General features: G+C 39.5%; 17 protein-coding genes. 4 read left to right on the top strand and 13 right to left on the bottom strand.

Going from position 1 to position 20,439, the window contains the following annotated elements:
* Positions 1-3: 3 nt before the first annotated feature.
* The 4 genes from QM865_RS00240 to QM865_RS00225 form a co-directional block, all read right to left on the bottom strand.
* Positions 4-825, bottom strand: a complete 822-nt coding sequence (locus tag QM865_RS00240; protein WP_261053912.1) for a phosphate ABC transporter ATPase — start codon at positions 823-825, stop codon at positions 4-6.
* Positions 826-961: 136 nt separating this feature from the next.
* On the bottom strand, positions 962-1,819 hold the full coding sequence (locus QM865_RS00235) for a bifunctional methylenetetrahydrofolate dehydrogenase/methenyltetrahydrofolate cyclohydrolase (RefSeq protein WP_414305757.1): 858 nt from the start codon (positions 1,817-1,819) through the stop codon (positions 962-964).
* Positions 1,820-1,972: 153 nt separating this feature from the next.
* On the bottom strand, positions 1,973-2,707 hold the full coding sequence (locus QM865_RS00230; protein WP_000140957.1) for an amino acid ABC transporter ATP-binding protein: 735 nt from the start codon (positions 2,705-2,707) through the stop codon (positions 1,973-1,975).
* Complete coding sequence (locus tag QM865_RS00225) at positions 2,707-3,390, bottom strand: amino acid ABC transporter permease (protein WP_001011642.1); 684 nt, start codon at positions 3,388-3,390, stop codon at positions 2,707-2,709. The genes QM865_RS00230 and QM865_RS00225 overlap by 1 nt, the downstream gene beginning before the upstream one ends.
* A gap of 191 nt (positions 3,391-3,581) precedes the next feature.
* Between QM865_RS00225 and QM865_RS00220 the strand changes: the two genes are divergently transcribed.
* From QM865_RS00220 to QM865_RS00205, 4 genes are all read left to right on the top strand, one after another.
* On the top strand, positions 3,582-3,812 hold the full coding sequence (locus QM865_RS00220; protein WP_000443570.1) for a DUF1797 family protein: 231 nt from the start codon (positions 3,582-3,584) through the stop codon (positions 3,810-3,812).
* Positions 3,813-4,041: 229 nt separating this feature from the next.
* The gene (locus tag QM865_RS00215; RefSeq protein WP_261037671.1) at positions 4,042-6,300 is read left to right on the top strand and encodes an ATP-dependent Clp protease ATP-binding subunit; all 2,259 of its coding nucleotides are present in this window, start codon (positions 4,042-4,044) and stop codon (positions 6,298-6,300) included.
* 130 nt (positions 6,301-6,430) lie between these two features.
* Positions 6,431-6,883: an NUDIX hydrolase gene (locus tag QM865_RS00210; RefSeq protein ID WP_050239640.1), complete on the top strand. Its 453-nt coding sequence runs from the start codon at positions 6,431-6,433 to the stop codon at positions 6,881-6,883.
* Between the two features lie 58 nt (positions 6,884-6,941).
* Positions 6,942-7,241 carry a DUF1827 family protein gene (locus QM865_RS00205; RefSeq protein WP_000767197.1) on the top strand — a complete coding sequence of 100 codons (300 nt, stop codon included), beginning with the start codon at positions 6,942-6,944 and terminating at the stop codon, positions 7,239-7,241.
* A gap of 174 nt (positions 7,242-7,415) precedes the next feature.
* Here the strand turns inward: QM865_RS00205 and ezrA are convergent, their stop codons facing one another.
* From ezrA to QM865_RS00160, 9 genes are all read right to left on the bottom strand, one after another.
* A complete protein-coding gene (gene ezrA, locus QM865_RS00200; RefSeq protein WP_414305756.1) occupies positions 7,416-9,143 on the bottom strand; it encodes a septation ring formation regulator EzrA in 1,728 nt (575 codons plus the stop codon).
* Positions 9,144-9,224: 81 nt separating this feature from the next.
* Positions 9,225-11,171, bottom strand: coding sequence for a DNA topoisomerase (ATP-hydrolyzing) subunit B (gyrB, locus tag QM865_RS00195; protein ID WP_000134040.1), 1,947 nt, complete (start codon positions 11,169-11,171; stop codon positions 9,225-9,227).
* Positions 11,172-11,185: 14 nt separating this feature from the next.
* Positions 11,186-11,749, bottom strand: a complete 564-nt coding sequence (locus tag QM865_RS00190) for an HAD family hydrolase (RefSeq protein ID WP_414305755.1) — start codon at positions 11,747-11,749, stop codon at positions 11,186-11,188.
* Between the two features lie 85 nt (positions 11,750-11,834).
* Positions 11,835-12,389 (bottom strand): DJ-1 family glyoxalase III, encoded by a 555-nt coding sequence (locus QM865_RS00185; protein ID WP_414305754.1) that lies wholly within the window; start codon positions 12,387-12,389, stop codon positions 11,835-11,837.
* Positions 12,390-12,399: 10 nt separating this feature from the next.
* Positions 12,400-13,623 (bottom strand): FtsW/RodA/SpoVE family cell cycle protein, encoded by a 1,224-nt coding sequence (locus QM865_RS00180; RefSeq protein WP_414305753.1) that lies wholly within the window; start codon positions 13,621-13,623, stop codon positions 12,400-12,402.
* A gap of 36 nt (positions 13,624-13,659) precedes the next feature.
* The gene (locus QM865_RS00175) at positions 13,660-16,110 is read right to left on the bottom strand and encodes a bifunctional DnaQ family exonuclease/ATP-dependent helicase (protein ID WP_414305752.1); all 2,451 of its coding nucleotides are present in this window, start codon (positions 16,108-16,110) and stop codon (positions 13,660-13,662) included.
* Between the two features lie 352 nt (positions 16,111-16,462).
* Positions 16,463-17,392 carry a peptidase U32 family protein gene (locus QM865_RS00170; protein ID WP_414305751.1) on the bottom strand — a complete coding sequence of 310 codons (930 nt, stop codon included), beginning with the start codon at positions 17,390-17,392 and terminating at the stop codon, positions 16,463-16,465.
* A 575-nt stretch (positions 17,393-17,967) separates the two neighbouring features.
* On the bottom strand, positions 17,968-19,602 hold the full coding sequence (locus tag QM865_RS00165) for a hypothetical protein (protein WP_414305750.1): 1,635 nt from the start codon (positions 19,600-19,602) through the stop codon (positions 17,968-17,970).
* Positions 19,583-20,332 carry an ABC transporter ATP-binding protein gene (locus tag QM865_RS00160; protein ID WP_414305749.1) on the bottom strand — a complete coding sequence of 250 codons (750 nt, stop codon included), beginning with the start codon at positions 20,330-20,332 and terminating at the stop codon, positions 19,583-19,585. Before QM865_RS00160 ends, QM865_RS00165 begins: the two co-directional genes overlap by 20 nt.
* Positions 20,333-20,439 lie beyond the last annotated feature (107 nt).

Raw genomic sequence — 20,439 nt, 5'->3', positions numbered from 1 at the left:
CAACTATCCTTTACCTGATTGTTTTAAGACAATCCGATACACTTTTTTATTCCACTCTTCCAAACCTTCTCCATCATGGTCAAGATAATACACCCTATCTAGTAATTGACTTGGAATAATATTTTCAAATTGGCTCTTATTATGAGTTGGAATAATGCAAATATACAACTCACTAAATAAATTCAACATGTCCTTAATTTTTGCAACATGGTAGCCATCAAAAATATAACCAGTAAGTTTAATCAAATCTGTATAGATAAAATGAAAGCTCACTCCAGGAATAAACTTGTCTTGTAATTCTTTCTCTGAAGGAGCTCGACCTAATAAACGCTCCATCGCTAATCGATAACCAGAACTTGTATTTGACCATCCTAACATGACATAGTCAAAATAATCTATCGGATCCGATGCAGCATTTCGACTATCCAAAACCAACTCCTCAGCATCTCGCCCAAAGGCTTTCACAGCAGATAAGAGCTGACCTGTTTTAAAGATAGAAATCGCTGCATCTATAGTCGTAGTATGACTACAGTAGTCTGAAGTCACTAACCTCTTATGTAGATCATAAGTCGAGGCTACTCTTTTATCTGTAGGGGTAAATGGTGGCAGAAAGGGATGCTGAAAGATGTAATCTAAAATCTCTTTTTTTAAACAAGAATCAGCACACTCAATACTTGTTTGACGTTTATGAAGTTTTTCGTAAGCTATAAATTTAGCAATTTTTTCTAATTCCCATTCTTGAATATTTGGATAATCAATTAGTGCTAAGTAGTATATTCCATCCCATTGTAAACTATATTCCCCATTATAAATTTTTAAAATCATCTAATCACCTCACTCCATTATACAACAAAAAGGAGGCGCAGACCTCCTTTTATAAACTTATTTCTAAAATTTAATACTCATTTCTGCCATTTCAGATATAGCTATAGAAAATACACTCTCTTCAGCGATTTTTCTCTTATTTTCTATCCAATGTCCGAAGTGCTGCTTGATAAGTTTGTTCCATCAGCATAGTAATGGTCATAGGACCAACACCTCCAGGGACTGGCGTAATATGGCTAGCAAGTGGGGCAACTGCCTCATAATCCACATCCCCACAGAGCTTACCATTTTCATCACGATTCATCCCAACGTCAATGACTACCGCACCTGGTTTGACAAAATCAGGAGTCACAAACTTAGCACGACCAATTGCTACAACAAGAATATCCGCTTTTGCAGCAACCTTAGCGAGATTATGGGTGCGTGAGTGAGTCAAGGTAACTGTAGCATTCTTTGCCAAAAGAAGCTGGGCCATGGGTTTTCCAACAATGTTTGAACGACCGATGACCACCGCATTTTTACCTTCTAAATCAATTCCATATTCATGAAACATTTCCATAATTCCTGCAGGTGTTGATGGAATCATGACTGGATGACCAGACCAAAGGCGTCCCATGTTTAGGGGATGGAAACCATCTACGTCCTTTTCAGGATCAATAGCTAATAAAACTGCCTCTTCGTCAATATGTTTTGGTAATGGTAACTGGACCAAAATTCCATGCCAAGCTGGATCTTGATTGTATTTGGCAATCAAGTCTAACAATTCCTCTTGAGTAATGGTATCTGGAACTCGCACAACTTCACTACGGAAACCAGCCGCAAGGGCTGACCTCTCCTTGTTACGAACGTAGACTTGGCTGGCAGGATTGTCCCCAACCAAAATCACTACCAAACCAGGTACTAGCCCCGTTTCTTCCTTTAATCTTTCAGTCTTTTCAGCCAGCTGTCCTTGTAACTTAGCTGCTAGAGCCTTCCCATCAATAATCTGTGTCATATCACTTCTCTTTTCTTTCAAATATCTTCCATTATACCAAAAACTGCCAGTCCCCTCTAACACTTCTTTCCTAGGCAATCCTATAGTTTCAAACTATAAGAAAAAGCTCGGGTCGAGCTTTTCACTAATCTTGTCTTGAAATTTTAAAATAGATTATAAAACCTTACTCAAGAAGTCTTTAGTCCGTTGTTCTTGGGTTTGTTCAAAAATCTGCTCAGGTGTCCCATCTTCAACAACCACACCGTCTGCCATAAAGATGACACGATCTGCCACCTCACGGGCAAATCCCATCTCATGTGTTACGATAACCATAGTCATCCCTGACTTGGCAAGGTCTTGCATAACAGCCAATACCTCACCTACCATTTCAGGATCCAAGGCTGAAGTTGGCTCGTCAAAGAGCAAAACATCTGGTTCCATAGCCAACCCACGCGCAATAGCAATCCGTTGTTGCTGGCCACCTGACAAACTCTGTGGATAAGCAGTTGCCTTATCTGGTAAACCAACTTTTTCCAAAAGTTCTTGGGCTCTCTTCTCAGCAACTTCCTTACTTTCACCTTTGGTCTTGATAGGAGACAAGGTGATATTTTCCATCACAGTCATATTAGGAAAGAGATTAAATTGTTGGAAAACCATGCCCATCTTCTCACGCATGGCAAAGAGGTCATTCTTCTTGTCCGTAATATCGACTCCCTCAAAGATAACCTTCCCCTTGGTCGCTTCTTCCAACAAATTCATAGAGCGAAGCAAGGTAGATTTCCCGCTCCCTGAAGGACCGATGATAACGACAACTTCTCCTCTTTTAATCTCGAGGTTGATGCCCTTCAATACTTCATTCTTTCCAAAGGATTTATGTAAATTTTCAATTTTTATCAAGGTTTCTGTCATTATTTCTTATCTCCTTGTCCCATACGTTTTTCAAAAGCTTTCAAGGCCACTGTCAAAATAGAAGTCATAATCAAGTAGTAAAAGGCTGCAAATAAAAGTGGTGTCAGAGGTAGATAGGTTGTTGTAGAAACTGTTGTAGCCCCATTCCACAACTCCATGACACCGATAGCTGATAAGAGAGAACTATCCTTGATAATCGTGATAAATTCGTTCCCCAAAGCTGGCAAGATATTTTTGATTGCTTGTGGCAAAATCACATAGCGCATCGCATTTTTAGGACGAATCCCTAAAGAATAAGCCGCCTCTAACTGACCTTTAGGAACCGCATTAATCCCGGCCCTAACAGTCTCAGAAACATAGGCACCACTGTTCATAGAAATAATCAAAATCCCTGGAATCAGACGAGAAAGATCAACACCCAAAATCCCAACCTGAATAGTCGGAGCATTGATATGCATTAGAGCAAAAGCAATCATAATCTGAACCATCATCGGCGTCCCGCGGAAAATCCAAACGTACAAGTTTGCAAGCCAAACAAGCGGTTTAAACTTTGAACGTTGCCCAAAAGCCAAGACAACACCCAAAATAGTTCCCAAAAAGACAACACAGATAGAAATGAGAACCGTCACAACAGCCCCATAGTTAAAATAAGGTAAATACTTAGGTAAAAAAGAAAAATTCATAGTCACACTGCTTTCTAAAATAGAATACTGTATGATTATAACATGTATTGAATTAAAATTCAAACTTTTTATCCGATTTATTCAAAAAAAACTTTCAGCTGGTAGAATTAGCGAGAAATCTTAGTTTTTTCTAGTCAAGTTGGCCTCCTTTATGGTAAAATAGTAACGATAAGAAATGAAGGAGAATCAAAATGGAATCACATTTGGTTAGAATCATCAACCGCCTTGAAGCAATGGCAAAAGACGGCGGAAATTTAAAACGTAATTTTGAACGCGAAGGAGTCGTTGTTGCAGAAGTTGCATACAGCCACGACGAAGAAAACGGCTCAATCTTTACCCTTCGTGATGTCGAAGCTCGCGAAACTTATACGTTTGATAGCATTGACTTAATTGCAATGGAGATTTACGAACTCCTTTACTAATGTAAAACAAGCTGGGATTGTCCCTGCATGTCTAACCAAAATCCTTTTTGTCTCACAAATAGGATTTTTTTATAGTCCAAATCCACAAAGATCTTCATTGTAACAACTTCTCAAAGCTGCAATCTTTTTACTTGCTTTACACCCCAATCCTGTTATAATGAGAGTATAGAAATTTGACTATTTTTGACCTTTGGACAGGTCAGGCTAAAGAAAGAAATGAGGTAGATGTATGCTTTGTCAAAACTGTAAAATCAATGACTCAACGATTCATCTTTATACCAATCTCAATGGAAAGCAAAAACAAATTGACCTCTGTCAAAACTGCTACAAGATTATCAAGACTGATCCTAACAATAGCCTCTTCAAAGGTATGACGGATCTGAACAATCGTGACTTTGATCCTTTTGGTGATTTCTTCAATGATCTAAACAATTTCAGACCTTCTAACAATACTCCTCCTACTCCCCCAACCCAATCAGGTGGAGGTTATGGTGGAAACGGCGGTTATGGCTCCCAAAATCGTGGATCTGCTCAAACTCCGCCTCCAAGCCAAGAAAAAGGCCTGCTGGAAGAATTTGGTATCAACGTAACTGAAATTGCTCGTCGTGGAGATATAGATCCCGTTATTGGACGCGATGATGAGATTATCCGTGTCATCGAGATTCTCAATCGCAGAACCAAGAATAATCCTGTTCTTATCGGTGAACCAGGTGTCGGAAAAACGGCCGTTGTCGAAGGTCTAGCTCAGAAAATTGTTGATGGCGATGTTCCACATAAACTCCAAGGTAAACAAGTCATCCGTCTGGATGTGGTTAGCTTGGTTCAAGGAACGGGTATTCGTGGACAATTTGAAGAACGCATGCAAAAACTCATGGAAGAAATTCGCAAACGTGAGGACATCATCCTCTTTATCGATGAAATCCATGAAATTGTCGGTGCTGGTTCTGCGGGCGATGGCAATATGGATGCAGGAAATATCCTCAAGCCCGCCCTTGCTCGTGGGGAACTGCAACTGGTCGGTGCAACTACCCTCAATGAATACCGTATCATTGAAAAGGATGCTGCCCTAGAGCGTCGTATGCAACCTGTTAAGGTCGATGAACCAACAGTGAAAGAAACAATCACTATCCTCAAAGGAATTCAAAAAAAATACGAAGACTACCACCACGTTCAGTATACCGATGCTGCAATTGAAGCAGCTGCAACTCTCTCCAATCGCTACATCCAAGATCGCTTCTTGCCTGACAAGGCCATTGACCTCCTAGATGAAGCTGGTTCTAAAATGAACTTGACCTTGAATTTTGTGGATCCTAAAGTAATTGATCAACGCTTGATTGAGGCTGAAAATCTTAAATCTCAAGCTACACGAGAGGAAGATTTTGAGAAGGCCGCCTACTTCCGTGACCAGATTGCCAAGTATAAGGAAATGCAAAAGAAAAAGGTCACAGACCAAGATACTCCTATCATCAGTGAGAAAACCATTGAGCACATTATCGAGCAGAAAACCAATATCCCTGTTGGTGATTTGAAAGAGAAAGAACAATCTCAACTCATCCATCTAGCTGAAGACCTCAAGTCTCATGTTATTGGACAGGATGATGCAGTCGATAAGATTGCCAAGGCTATTCGCCGGAATCGTGTCGGTCTCGGTACGCCAAACCGTCCAATTGGAAGCTTCCTCTTTGTCGGACCAACTGGTGTCGGTAAGACAGAACTTTCCAAACAACTAGCTATCGAACTCTTTGGTTCTGCTGATAGCATGATTCGCTTTGACATGAGTGAATATATGGAAAAACACAGTGTGGCTAAGTTGGTCGGCGCCCCTCCAGGTTATGTTGGCTACGATGAGGCTGGGCAATTAACTGAAAAAGTTCGCCGCAATCCATATTCTCTTATTCTCTTGGATGAAGTAGAGAAAGCCCATCCAGATGTTATGCACATGTTCCTCCAGGTCTTGGACGATGGTCGTTTGACAGATGGGCAAGGACGTACCGTTAGCTTCAAGGATGCCATCATTATCATGACCTCAAATGCAGGGACAGGTAAGGCTGAAGCCAGCGTTGGTTTTGGTGCTGCTAGAGAAGGACGTACCAATTCTGTTCTCGGTGAACTCGGTAACTTCTTTAGCCCAGAGTTTATGAACCGTTTTGATGGTATTATCGAATTTAAGGCTCTCAGCAAGGATAACCTCCTTCAGATTGTCGAGCTTATGCTAGCAGACGTTAACAAGCGCCTCTCTAGCAACAACATTCATTTAGATGTAACTGACAAGGTCAAGGAAAAATTAGTTGACCTCGGTTATGATCCAAAAATGGGAGCACGCCCACTTCGTCGTACTATTCAAGACTATATTGAAGACGCAATCACTGACTACTACCTTGAAAATCCAAGTGAAAAAGACCTAAAGGCAGTTATGACCAGCAAGGGCAAGATTCAAATCAAATCTGCCAAAAAAGCAGAAGTTAAAACTTCTGAGACAGAAAAATAAATACTATAGAAAAGAAGTAGAAAATGAAAATTTTCTGCTTCTTTTTTACTAAAATAACTGTAATTTCTTGACAGCTTGCTCTTTGTCCATTATGATAATAATAACGATACTAGATAATGAGGAAAATGCAATGGCAAACCCAACTTTCGGAGAAAAAAAAGCGAATACAGACTATGTTGCACGCTATGGAGTGTATGCAGTTATCCCTGACGCTGAACAAAAACAAATAGTTTTAGTTCAAGCTCCTAATGGTGCTTGGTTCTTACCAGGTGGCGAAATTGAAGCAGGGGAAAATCATCAGGAAGCCCTAAAACGTGAATTGATTGAAGAGCTTGGATTCACAGCTGAAATTGGTGTCTATTACGGACAAGCTGACGAATATTTCTACTCTCGTCACCGTGATACCTACTACTACAATCCTGCCTACCTCTATGAAGCGACATCTTTCAAGGAAGTTCAAAAACCACTAGAAGACTTTAATCATATTGCCTGGTTCCCTATTGATGAGGCTATTGAAAATCTCAAACGTGGTAGCCATAAATGGGCCATTCAATCTTGGAAAAAACAGCATAAGATTGACTAAATCAAGCTACTTTATTCAAAAAGTGCTATAATAGTATTAGAAAATCGGAGGAAATGTTATGAAGCTTATCAATACGACAAACTCACACTCGCAACTTGTAAAAAGCCAGCTAGAGAGTACAGATGCAACCCTTGTTGAGGTCTATTCTGCTGGAAATACAGATGTTATTTTTACCCAAGCTCCGCTTCACTATGAAATCCTCATCTCAAATAAACACCGTGCTATTCGAGAAACTGAAATCGAAGCCATCCAAGAATTTTTCTTGAAACGTAAAATTGATAAGGACTCTATTGATGAAGCCAATATCAAAACCCTCTATTCAGAAAAATTAATTGGGATTTCGATTCCAATCAAGTAAAATTTTGGAGAGATTAGAAAGCTATTGAACCTTATAGACCAAACATAGGTTCTGACTTGCTTTTTAAATCGTCTCCAATTTTTTATCTTGAGATCTTATCATACAAGATTTTATAGACAAATAATAAAAAAGATTTGGTTCTGCTTCTCACAAAACCAAATCTTTTTTATTATTTTAGAAACGAATTGTTTCACGTGTTTTCTCATACGAGGTAACAAAGCGGTTGGTTACACCAGGCTCTGCCACTTCCAATGCTTGAGAAATCTTGTCAAATGAAGCGCGATAATCAAATTCTTTTTCAAAAATATCTAAAGCTTCGTTAAATGCTTCTTGAATACGTTCATCAAATGAGCGATAGCGGTTAGAATATTGCAATAGTTGTTCTGTCAAGGTTGCATACTGAACAATATTATAAGTTTCCGTTTCTAAAGCTTCCATATCATTCGTTGCAATCTCAAGCATGCGATTTACAACTTCGATATTGACCTGTGCTTCTTCAAGTTCAGCCATTAACTCTTCTGTATGGTTACTTGCTGTAAAGAACAACTGTAAGAAATTCTGAGGAATACCTGGAAGATTCCGTTTTTCCATATATCTCTTGATGGTATGGAGACGATTAACATATACATTTGCCTTTTGACGTGCATTGATATCATCTTTTTCAATCTGAGCAAGACGTTGACTAAGTTCAACTTGTTCATCCTCAATTTCTTTCAAAGTCGCTTGTAAGTTTTCCAAACGTTCTTCAAGTAATGAATATGGCTCAGAATGTTCCTCTTGTTCTGAAGTTAATTCTAATACAGATTCTTCCAAAGACTCTAACTCAGCTTGCAATCTATGAACATGACTTGCATCCGATTCAGAAAGTAAATAACTTTTACTCAAACGCTCAATGTCTTCTATCAATAAAGCATTATTTTCCTTCATGTGTTGAAGATAAGTAGGAAGTGTTGCTACTAAACCTTCTACCACTTTCTGTGCCGCAATTTCTCTTGTAAAGATATCATAAAGTGCATTAATCTCTTCTTGGATTTGAGTATTTTCGTACTCTGCATTATCCAATTCTAGTTTCGCAATATTCTCATGATTTTTCTTGAGAGCTTCATAAAGCAATTGGAAACGAGCTTCGATATCCGTTTCAGCAAAATAATAATTAGCATCTAAAAGCTTACGGTAGCCATCTTCTAAATCTTCCAACTGATCAGGTAGCTCTTTAGATAATGTTGTTACAACTGCTGGTATACGATCAACAATATGTGTCAAAGCCAAGATATGATTTTCAGCATTATCCAAAATCACAGCAGCTTCTACTGGGTCACCTGACGAATTTAAAGTTACAAACTGAGAAAACTCTGATTGGATATTTTCCAATTGTTTTTCGATTTCAGACAAACCTTGTCCATATTCTTCAGAATGATCAGCAACTCTGTGTTGCAACTCTTCAAACAAGTCCAAGGTATGAAGAACACGTCCACTATTTTTAGACTCTTGTTTCTCCAAATCTGCCAAGGCATTGCGAATTGCTGCAATATCTTCTTCAATCAAGGTAATTTGGCTCTCGATTTGATCAATTTGATGACTGGCCTTGAAAAAACGGAATGAGTTGTTATAACCTTCTGCCTCGAAAAGATTATTTTCGATATCGGCAAAAGAGTTAAGAGATAAGTCAACCCATTTTTGGTTCCATTCACGGAAAGTCACCTGACTTTGTCCAATCAAGTGCATATTTTTTACAGCTTCAACTTCATCATTAACTGGAAGATTGTAAAGCTCTTCTTTTTTCTCTTCTAAAATTGCTAGTTTACTTTCATTGCGTTTCCTTACATAGATTGCGATAGCATAGGCAATGACCAATAAAACTGCAACTGCAATTATCAAATAAATTACTAGTCTAGCAGACATATTAAACTCCTTTTTTACTTGAAACAATCGTAATGATTATATCATATTTTTTAGACCAAGGGAACTACTTCTCCCGATTTTTTAGACATCAAGTGTACTATAGACAGCATTTTCTTCGATAAACTCACGACGAGGCTCTACTCTATCCCCCATCAACATATCAAAGATTTTATCTGCTTCTGCAGCATCATCCACAGAAACTCTGGCCATCAAGCGATGTTCAGGATCCATGGTTGTTTCCCACAATTGGTGGTCATCCATTTCACCCAGACCTTTATAACGCTGAATGGTTGGTTTGGCACGTCCTTCACTGTGGCGTGCCAAGGCCTCTTGGAGTTTGATTTCTTGATCTGCACCTGGCTGGATGTATTCTTTAATCTCGCTTCCAACCTTGACACCATAGATTGGTGGTTGGGCGATATAAACATAACCAGCTTCTAGGATTGGTTTCATATAACGATAAATCAAGGTTAAAAGAAGGGTACGAATGTGGGCTCCATCGACATCGGCATCGGTCATCAAAACGAGTTTTTGGTAACGAGCTTTTGAAACATCAAATTCTGCGCCAAATCCTGTTCCCATCGCTGTGAAAAGACTACGAATTTCTTCGTTAGCTAGAATCTTATCCATACTTGCCTTTTCAACGTTCAAAATCTTACCGCGGATTGGAAGAATTGCCTGAAATTCACGGTTACGACCAGATTTGGCTGATCCACCAGCTGAGTCTCCTTCGACGATGAAGAGTTCTGTTTCAGCAGGATTGTTAGAAGAACAGTCTGCTAGTTTCCCTGGAAGGTTGGAAATTTCCAAACCAGATTTTTTACGAGTAACTTCACGCGCACGCTTGGCAGCCACACGAGCCTTAGCAGCTAAAATCCCTTTTTCTACGATACGTTTGGCAATCTGTGGATTTTCCATGAGGAAATCGGAGAAGGCATCACTGAAGAGACGATTGGTAATCTTGACCACTTCGCTATTCCCCAGTTTGGTCTTAGTTTGTCCTTCAAACTGTGGATTTGGGTGTTTAACTGAGATAACTGCAGTTAAGCCTTCGCGAACATCTTCCCCTGTTAGGTTGTCTTCATTGTCTTTTAGTAACTTATTCTTACGAGCATAATCGTTGATAACACGTGTCAAGGCTGTACGGAAACCTTGTTCATGCGTTCCACCTTCATGTGTATGAATATTATTGGCGAAACTCATGACATTTTCATGGTAACCAGTTGTGTACTGCATGGCTACCTCAACTGTGATATCATCCATCTCACCGTCTGTATAGATTGGTGTATCAAAAATCACATCCTTGTTCTCGTTGATATATTCAACGTAACTAGCAATCCCACCTTCATAGTGGTAATGCTTAGTTTGTTCTAACCCCTCACGCTTATCTGTGATGGAGATTTGAAGACCACGATTTAGAAAGGCCAACTCTTGAATCCGTTTATTTAATTTATCGAAATCAAAGGTTGTTGTTTCAGTGAAGATTTCTGGGTCTGGTGTAAAGTGAACTGTTGTTCCCGTTTTATCTGTATCTCCAACCACCTCAAGGTCTGCGACAACATGACCACGACGGTATTCTTGGTAATGAATCTTTCCGTTTTTGTGGACATGAACATCTAATTGAGTTGAAAGGGCGTTAACAACTGAGGACCCCACTCCGTGAAGACCACCTGAAACCTTGTAGCCGCCACCGCCAAACTTTCCTCCAGCGTGAAGGACAGTAAAGACAGTTTCCACGGCAGGTCGGCCTGTTTTTTCCTGAATATCGACTGGGATACCACGCCCATCATCGACAACAGTAATTGAATCATCTGGCTCAATAAAGACTTGAATATGGCTGGCAAATCCTGCCAAGGCCTCGTCAATTGAGTTATCAACAATTTCCCAGACTAGATGGTGAAGACCTTCTTTTGAGGTTGACCCGATATACATCCCTGGACGCATACGAACAGCCTCTAAGCCCTCTAAAACTTGAATTTGACTGGCATCATAATCCTGTGCCTGCAGATTTTTGATTTCTTCTGTCATCTTATTCCTTTTTCTTACATGTCTAATACTTGTCTTAAATTCACGATACTGGTAAACAAGTGGGTATCCAATCCTGCAGCTTGACCTGCTTCGATATCAATCAGCCGATCACCAATGACAAGCCCAGAATCAATCTGATACTTCTCTCTTAAATAAATCATAGACTCAGGATCTGGTTTTCTCTTAAAGCCTGAGTTAGAAGTCACTACTTCCGTAAAATAAGTTGCTATGGAGGTTTTTTCTAAAATTTCCAAGACCTGGTCATTTCGATGAGAGACCAAAAAATGACGCCCACCTTGATTTGAAATATCCTCCAATAAGTCAGAAACTCCATCAAATAAAATCGGGTGTTCAAGCTCTCTGGCTTCATTTTCCTTGTACTTTTCTAAAAAATGCTCTAAGTTGGGAGCGAATGTCTCAATTGCAAAATCAGTAGAAACCTTTAAAGCTTGATAGACACTGTCATGGTCTTGTCTGATACCATACAGTGCCAATGTTTCAACAAATGCAGCTGTTGAAGTTTCATAATTATCCAGTAAAGTTCCACCTAAATCCCAGATATAATCGTGATATTTCATAGCTTTCATTATACCATTTTTTCGTTAAAAAAGCGATGATTTCCCTGAGTTTTCCACATAAAAAAACGAGAGATTAACTCCCATTTTATTGATTTTTACCAAAGACATCTCGATAGAGCATTCCAATTCGTAACCCCTCTGCGTCTCCTCCTAATTGCTCTACCAACTCGTAAGCAAAAGCAAGAGCTGTAGAGGGACCTCGACTGGTTGTCAAATGACCATCTACCACTACTGTTTCCTTGACATATTGACCATAAAGGATTTGCTCTTGAACGCCATCATAGCAAGTGTACTGCTTATTTTTCAATATCCCTGCTTGATTGAGGGCAATTGGCGCCGCACAAATGGCTGCCAGTTTCTTTCCTTCTTGTTCGAAACTTTGCAATTCTTTAATCAAGGCCTGATTATCGCGCAAATGTGCAGAACCAGGCATCCCTCCAGGAAGAACAATCATGTCATAGTCTGATAAATCACCCTCAAAGACACGATCTGCTGTGACTTGGATTGCATGTGAACCCGTCACTTGCTCTTCAAAACCAACCATATCACAAGTGATATTTGCTCGACGCAAAACATCCACAACTGTCAAAGCTTCAATTTCTTCAAAGCCCTGAGCCAACATAACTGCTACTTTAACCATGATTTTCTCCTTATTTGATTCGTTTTAATACAACCTTTTTCCGCTTGAATCGGACTTTTCCACTCTTTTCTTCAGCTAGATTAGTCTGGTAACTCATCGATAAAAGCAAGCCAACACCAATCAAATTACTGATAATAGCCGATCCCCCTTGCGAAATAAAAGGCAGTGGAATCCCAGTCAAAGGAAGCAAGCCCGTCACAGCGCCGATATTCTCAAAGATGTGGAAGAGCAACATCATAATCAAACCTGTGGAAATATAGGTGTAGAACTGGTTATTTGATTTGAGAGTAATCTTCAACATACGGTAAATGAGCATGAGGTAAAGGGCGATAACAAGGACAGAGCCAATAAAGCCAAAATCTTCTGCGATCACCGTGAAAATCATATCCGACTCACGAACTGGAATAAGCAGATTAGAAGCATTAAAACCTTGTCCAAACAAGCCACCGCTTCCAATGGCAATCTGTCCTTGAGCCTGCTGGTAAGTGGTTGTTTGGGCAAAGTCGAATGGATTGAGCCAAGCCAAAATTCGATTAATTTGGTAGGTCGGCATCCCCAGTTGATGGAGAAAAGCCCGACCACCCTTACTGATAAAAATGGCTAGAAAACCAGCAACTCCTGTTACAGCAGTCACAAATACTGGAATAATAATTTTCCAAGAAACCCCTGATAATAAAACGATTCCTGAGAAAATAGCCACAAAAACCAAAGCCGTCCCCAAGTCACTTTGAAGTGCCAAAAGAACTAGGACTGGAATGGTAAAGAGAATCATCCAAAAAATCAACAAGAGGTCCAGTGGAACTGTTCGTCTCCATTCCTTATGTTTTTTTGTAAACTGGACAATCACACGAGCCAACATGAGGATATAGGATATCTTCATAAATTCTGACGGCTGGAACAAGGTAACACCATTTACCGATACCCAGTTTTTGGCACCTGTTGATGCCACTAGGCTTGGATTATAAAAGACAATCGGCAAGACCATAAGTCCCAAGCCTAAAATATACAGAAAGGGGGTCACTTTCCAAAGAAATTCTGTATTAAAGAGCATGACCACAAAACCAATCACAAGCCCCAAGGCAATCCATGCGACCTGCTGCCCTAAAATGGGCAGAATATTGTTTGGATAATCATGACTAACAGCTATATAGATAGCCACCACGCCAATAACCAGTAGAAAAAATACTGGCAATAGCAAACTATAATCGACTCTAGAGTCGAGAGAACGTTTCATATACACTAACCTTATACTTTCATACAATACTATTTATCAAAGTTCATTTAAAAATTTATCAATAGCTTCATTAACTTCAGACCGAGAGAGGGTTTTAACAGTCGCTTCTTTTGCGAGAGATACCACTATTTGTTTGCCATATCTCTTTCCGACAATTCTCCTATCCAGAATGAGAGTTAAGGAACGTTGGTGTTCGCGTCTCATACTTCTTCCCAAAGCCTGTTTTAAACGAATAATAGCCATTGGCAATTGATAATCATAAAAGGCATTTTTCCCTTCTTGAATCAATTCCTGATTGATTTTTTTCGTCAAGGGCTCTTGAGGATTTTGGAAAGGAAGTCTTGGTACAACTTGAATCACAAAAGGATGGCTTGAAAAGTCAACTCCCTCCCAGAAACTTGCTGCACCAAGCAGAATTTGTTGTTCACCTTTTTCAAAGCGTTTCTTTAGCTGATGAACATCCCCATTTTTATACTGGGCCAAGTGGCTAACTGGAAGTAAATCCGATACTGCTAGAAGCATATCTTTAGCAGTAAAGAGAACCAAAATCGGTTGTTGGAAAGCTTGAACATCCATCAGCAAATCAGCTACCTCTTTGGCATAGACTTCTAAGGAAGTTTCTGTCACCAGAGGGAAATCTTTGACCAAGACCACTTCTTGATTCTGTTTTTTACCAGCTTCAATCTTGACAAATTTAGCTTCAGGATAGCCTAAAAGGTCTGCCAAAGAAACTCTCTGACTAATCTCAAGAGTAGCCGACACTCCCAAGACTTGACATGAATCAGGCACTAAAGAAGATAGAAGAATACGACCTGATTTTGTAGAAGAAATCTGAATTTTCTTTTGACTCGTTTCAGTTGCTTCAAGCCAGTAATCTCGGTCAGCTGTAAAATAGCGAACCAACTCCTCAAAGTCTTCTACTTCTAATTCTGAAAAATACTGGTTGAGATTGGCAAGAGAATCTAAGATATTTTTCCGAGATTTTCCAGACTGAAATTGTTCTATCAAGTAAAGACACTCAAAGCGAATACTTTCTAGTATTCGTTGCTGAACCTTATTTTGCTCGTCCAGTAAAGCCTTATCAAGCAAATCGATAATAGACTGGATATCGTAGGTCTCTTGAAGTAGATTTTCTATAGCCAACAAGATCTTTTGAACTTCATCAATAATCAATAAACGATCGCTGACAAATTCAGGATTATCTTCTAGTCTGGTTACAAGATAGGCATGATTGGTCACTAAAAGCTTGCAGGTTTGTGCCCTTTCTTGACTACGTTTCCAAAAATCTTCCGTCACAAATAAGCTCTTTGATGATAAATTCCCGTCATGACGAAGATCTGTCAGAAAATGTTGGTAACGGTAGAGTTGCCCAATTTCATCCAAATCTCCTGTATCTGTCTCAGTCAGCCAGACCAAGAGTTGCATTTTAAAGCGTCTAAATAAGCGATTTTCATCATTTTTCTGCAAGGAATGATAAAAGGCATCCAACTTCAGATAATTGTGCGGTCCCTTTAAACTATGGATATCTATATGGAACACATCCTTAAGACGTTTACCTTCTTCTTCCATGATCTGATTTTGAAGAATCTTTGTCGGAACGCTAAGGACAATCTGACGATTTTCCACTTGGGACAAAGCAGGTAAGAGATAGCCATAGGTTTTCCCAATCCCAGTCGGGGCTTGAATTAATGAAACAGGCTCATCTTTCAATAGCAAGCTAATCTCTTTAGCAAAACTTTCTTGTTCCTCCCTCACTTCAAGGTTCAACAGAGAAATATTCTTAGAAAAATCTTGAGATAATTTTCGCGGCTTCAGAGGAGCTGCAGTTTTCTTGAAATATAGTCCTTGAACTTCAAATAGATCTGAAGAAGTCAGGATAGATTGGTTGCGATAAATTTCTTCAATAACCAGGTAGGACTCATATAAGAGAGCGTCAGCCATTTCCAGCAAGCGTTCCAAGAGTCCTTTAGGAAGTTGGGCCATCTTTTCTCGTAAAAAAAGAAGTAATTCCGCAGTAGCTTGGGCATCTGAAAGGGCTGTGTGGGCGTGTTTTAGAGGAATTCCTAATTCTCGACACAAAATCGGCAAACTATATTTTTCCAGTTCAGGAAAAAAGACCTGGGCCAATTCGACCGTGTCAACACGAGGATTTCTTAGTTCATAGCCTTCAAAAAATAAATTTTCCGCCAAGAGATTGGCATCAAACTGAACATTATGGGCTACAAAAATCCCATCCTCCACCAAGTCAAAGATTTTTCTAGCAACTTGCGAAAAATCAGGTGCTTGCGCCAGACGTTGGTCTGTCAATCCTGTCAGTTCTTTGATATGAGCATCTAAGGGTTCATGTGGATTGACATCCGTCGTATAGTGATCAACGATTTTTCCGTCCTCAATCACGACAATTCCCACTTGGATAATTTTAGCCTTACTACCTGTGCTAGTTGCCTCTAAATCCACCACAACATAGCGATTACCAATCGTTTTCATTATAAAAAATTATACCAAAAAAAGGGCCATTTGGCACCTGCAAACATGGGATAATTTTCAAACTCAAGAATACTACTTAGCTTAAAAATCCTATCAAGTAGAGCATCCTATCCTGCTTATACTCTTCGAAAATCTCTTCAAACTACGTCAGCTTCGCCTTGCCGTATGTATGGTTACTGACTTCGTCAGTTTCATCTACAACCTCAAAGCAGTGCTTTGAGCAACCTGCGTCTAGCTTCCTAGTTTTCTCTTTGATTTTCATTGAGTATTATTTTTTGAAAATGGTGAAGAAATAAGAAAAAATTGAGAGAAGAAATCTTTGCATCTTCCTTCTCTCAACTATCCATTTACTTTATTTAACCATATCAGGATCGTAGTCATAAAATCCTGTATCAAGGAAACGGTTTTTAGGGTGTAACTTGCGCACTTCTTCATCCAGCAAGAAGGATTGGTCATGGCTAAAGTTGCCCTCTTGGATCAAGCTACGCGCTTGGATAAAGAGTTTGGCAATCTCAACAAAGTTTTGACCTGGAGTATAAAGTCCTTCTAATTTCCAATGAGTAAAACCATGCTCTACCAATTCTGTCAATTTGGTCATCAAATCAAGGTCATTGTTGGCAAAAATATGGGTACCATGATTGTCTTCAAAGATGGAATAGTGGCTTTCAGGGTCACTTGGCTCAGCCAAGAAGAGGTCACGTTTACGCGTTTTTTCATCATCGATATGCGTAAAGTTATAGTAGTTTTGCAAGAGTGGACGTTTAGAATGGTGAATAACACTAGCACCGTAAACCAAAACTTCAGCAGGAATTTCCAAAATCTCTGGCATTTTGAAAAGTTCAGCTGATGGAATTTCACGCGCCAACACAGCCTCAGAGGCACCAGCCTTTTGTCCCCAGAAGTTAATCTGACGACTGCTAGTCACCATTGTAGAAGCATCGTAGATAGTCTTAAATGAATAACCATCGCGATTGACTACGTAAAAAACGCCTGCATCCCCAATTGTAATGTAATCTGTCTTGATTTCTTCCAAGAAATCGAGGAAAGGCTTGATACGGTCCATCATATCTTGGTGCATGAGGGCATTGACTGCAACAATCAATTCCTTATCAGCATCATGAACCAGCTTAGCGATTTCACGCAATTGGTCATAACTAAAGGTTGTTGGCAGACGAAGGCCAAAATCTTTCTCGCCAACATAGATACGGTCCACGCCAGCTTCGAGCAGTTGTTTAACTTGTTCAATACTTTCAGCGGTTGCTGTAATAATAATCTTTTCCATAAGAAAAATTATACCACATTTCTAGCAAATCAGCCAAGACTTATCAGAGTTTTACAAATAGGGACAATTTCCGTAACTTCTCAAAGTGACTTCCAGTTGCCTGACCAAAGTGGGAATTAGTCTAATACTCTTCAAACCACGTCAGCTTTATCTGCAACCCCAAAGCAGTACTTTGAGCAACCTGCGGCTAGCTTCCTAGTTTGCTCTTTGTTTTTCATTGAGTATAAAACGGATTTTTATAAGAATAACTAGATGAAAGGCAGCCCCAGAAGCATGAGAGAGCTCGTCAGTAACAATTTACTTTGTACACTATCCATAAATAGCAAACATCTCAAGCTCCATTAATTTTCAAAACATCATAGATAAAATCTAGTCCAAAATTTAAGCAATTGGTGCTGTAGGATTTATACATTGTTATAAATTTCTAGTCGTTTTGTTCTTATGATAAGAAAAATGGCATAGAAAAAGCGAGTATCTCCAGCTACGGAAATACTCGCTTTTTGATAGTTAGAAGTGGTTTTTTTGCTCAGCCTCATTTCTTTTTATAAAATTTATCAAGCAAGCGACCAACTATCTCATCTTTTTTCTATCTCTACCAATATGCGTGACAGGTAGTAATGATAGCCAAAAATAGCAAGACCAAGCAAGATGATAAGAGCTCCTACTCCCAAGCTGATTGCAAGGACAGGAGAAAGAGACTTAACTAAGAACAAGCTACCAATGACTAAAATCATTAAGATAGCACTATAAATTAAGAGTAAAACTATTGCTACTATACGATTTGAACGATTCACCAAGTCCGTAATGTTACTCCAATTGGTTGACAGATTTTTAACGTCCTTAAAGTAATGGTGGCAAGAAAGGATGACACTGGCAAGGGTCCAGACTACAAGAAGGTAAATCATCGAAAGGATGGGCAAGCCTAGGTATAGAGAAAGACCAAGTAAAGTCACGATAGGTAAGAAGGACTGGACAGCAAAGATAATCCAAAATTTCACTTTCACATAACGAGCAAAGTCAAAGGGCAAACTCTTAAGAAAATCAACATTTTCCCTCTCCAAGGATAAGGCAATTGAAGGCAGGCTGGTGATATTGTTATTGACAACAGATATAAAAAGAGCTATAAAAAACAAGGGTAACCAGTATGGAGGATGAATGTCCGGAACTATCTGAGAATCTCGGATATTGGAAATCAGACCGATCATCATGAGATAAGGAAGGAAAGCACTTGTAAAAAGCACTGTAATCACGCCAGTCCCCTGTCCCAAAACGGTGAGGTGGTAGCGTAAAACCATACGGAAAAAGCCCTTTTTAGTAGTTGAAAGCCCCTCCTTACTGCGACGTTCTTTCTTGACCTTCTCCTCACTATTAAGCAGAATCACGTCATAAAAACGAGGAAAAACCTTCTTTTTGGTCAGGTAAAGCAAGAAGACAGTTAGAGTTATCCAAGCGAGCAGACCCAAGATGGCTTCTGTCGAAAAAGGCTCCACTGCTATTTTGTAAAAGAGATGAAGAGGATAAAGGAGAAATGGAATGTCTCTAACTTTGTCAACAATACTTCCAGAAGTCGACTGTAGAAAGAAGACAAATATTAAAGGTGTGAGAACTCCTATCCCAATCATCACATTCGAAAAAATAGACTGATACTTTCTAAAAAGCGCAGTTTGAGCCAAGAAATGTACTGCCACTACCATCACTAGAGCCACAGAGACAAATAATAGAGCCAAGGACAGGAACATCAAAGGCAAACCCAGCCAAAGAGAAGGTGCTAGCCTAATGTAGAGGACTAGAAAATAAGCTAGGATTGGTATAATTCCAGGCAGAGCTGGCAAGAGGACAGACAGTCCTTTAGCAATTATAATCTCTGATTCTTTAAAGGCATAAGGCCTATACGATACCAAGTCCTTACTCTCATAAAAGACATTGTAAAAGGCAGTTAAAGAAGTTGAAAAGGCAATCACTAGTAAAATAGCAACCATCGTACTAAAAAGACTGGGCATTTCCTCAAAAGGAAAACGAAAGGCTATATTTATAAACATGATGAGCATCAAGAGACTGGAAAAAATGTAAGAACTTAGGACTCTAGCGGAAACATTTACTTTTTTCCCAGGATTCTTAGCCTGCTTCTTTCGTAGGTTAGCCAGATTAGCTTCTTGAGATGAATAGAGGATATTGATATCCACTAATTTTTTAATGACCTTGAGACGCATCTGAAACCTCCTCTTTTCTACCAGCAAGGCTAAGGTAGATACTTTCCAAAGACTGGTCTGGGTGATCTTTTCTCAAGTCCTCTACGCTACCACAATAAATCAAATGCCCCTTTTTCAAAATGGCAATCCGATCACAGACTTGCTCAGCTACCTCTAGGACATGAGTTGAAAACAAGACCGTCTTGCCTTTTTGTGCATGTTCCTTCATCATTTGCTTCAAATCAAAGGCCGCCTGGGGATCCAAACCAGTCAAGGGTTCGTCCAAGACCCAAATATCAGGATCAGACAAGAGTGCTCCGATGACAAAGACCTTCTGACGCATTCCGTGAGAAAGAGTTTCAATGACCTGATAACGATTTTCAGCAAAATCAAAAACGTTCAGTAGCCTAGCTAGACTAGCTTCCAAGTCAGAGCTGCTCAGATCATAGGATGAAGCAATCAATTCCCAAAATTCATTGGCCGTTAAACGCAAAAATAAGTCAGGCGAGTCTGCTACGTAGCCAATCTTTCGTTTGATCGCCAAGCGATTTTCCGATAAATCCTGACCGTCTACCAAAATACGACCACTGCTGGGCGAAATGATACTGACTAAGGATTTTATAGTAGTCGATTTTCCAGCCCCATTATGGCCAATCAAGCCCATAATCTCCCCATTTTCAATCTGCAAATTGAGATTGCTCAAGGCCTCTTTATCACCATACAACTTACTAACATTTTGAAATTTAATCATGGGACAACTCCTATCTTTATCTGTTTTATATACCATTATACTAGCACTTTGATACAAAAAAATCAACACTTTATCTTAAATCGTTAAAATAGTTTTCTTCTATTTTG

Origin of the sequence: Streptococcus mitis (assembly GCF_047462815.1) — a bacterium.
Classification (GTDB): domain Bacteria; phylum Bacillota; class Bacilli; order Lactobacillales; family Streptococcaceae; genus Streptococcus; species Streptococcus mitis_DO.
The sequence above is the reverse complement of the archived record's forward strand: the minus strand, read 5'-3'. Positions and strand labels throughout refer to the sequence as shown.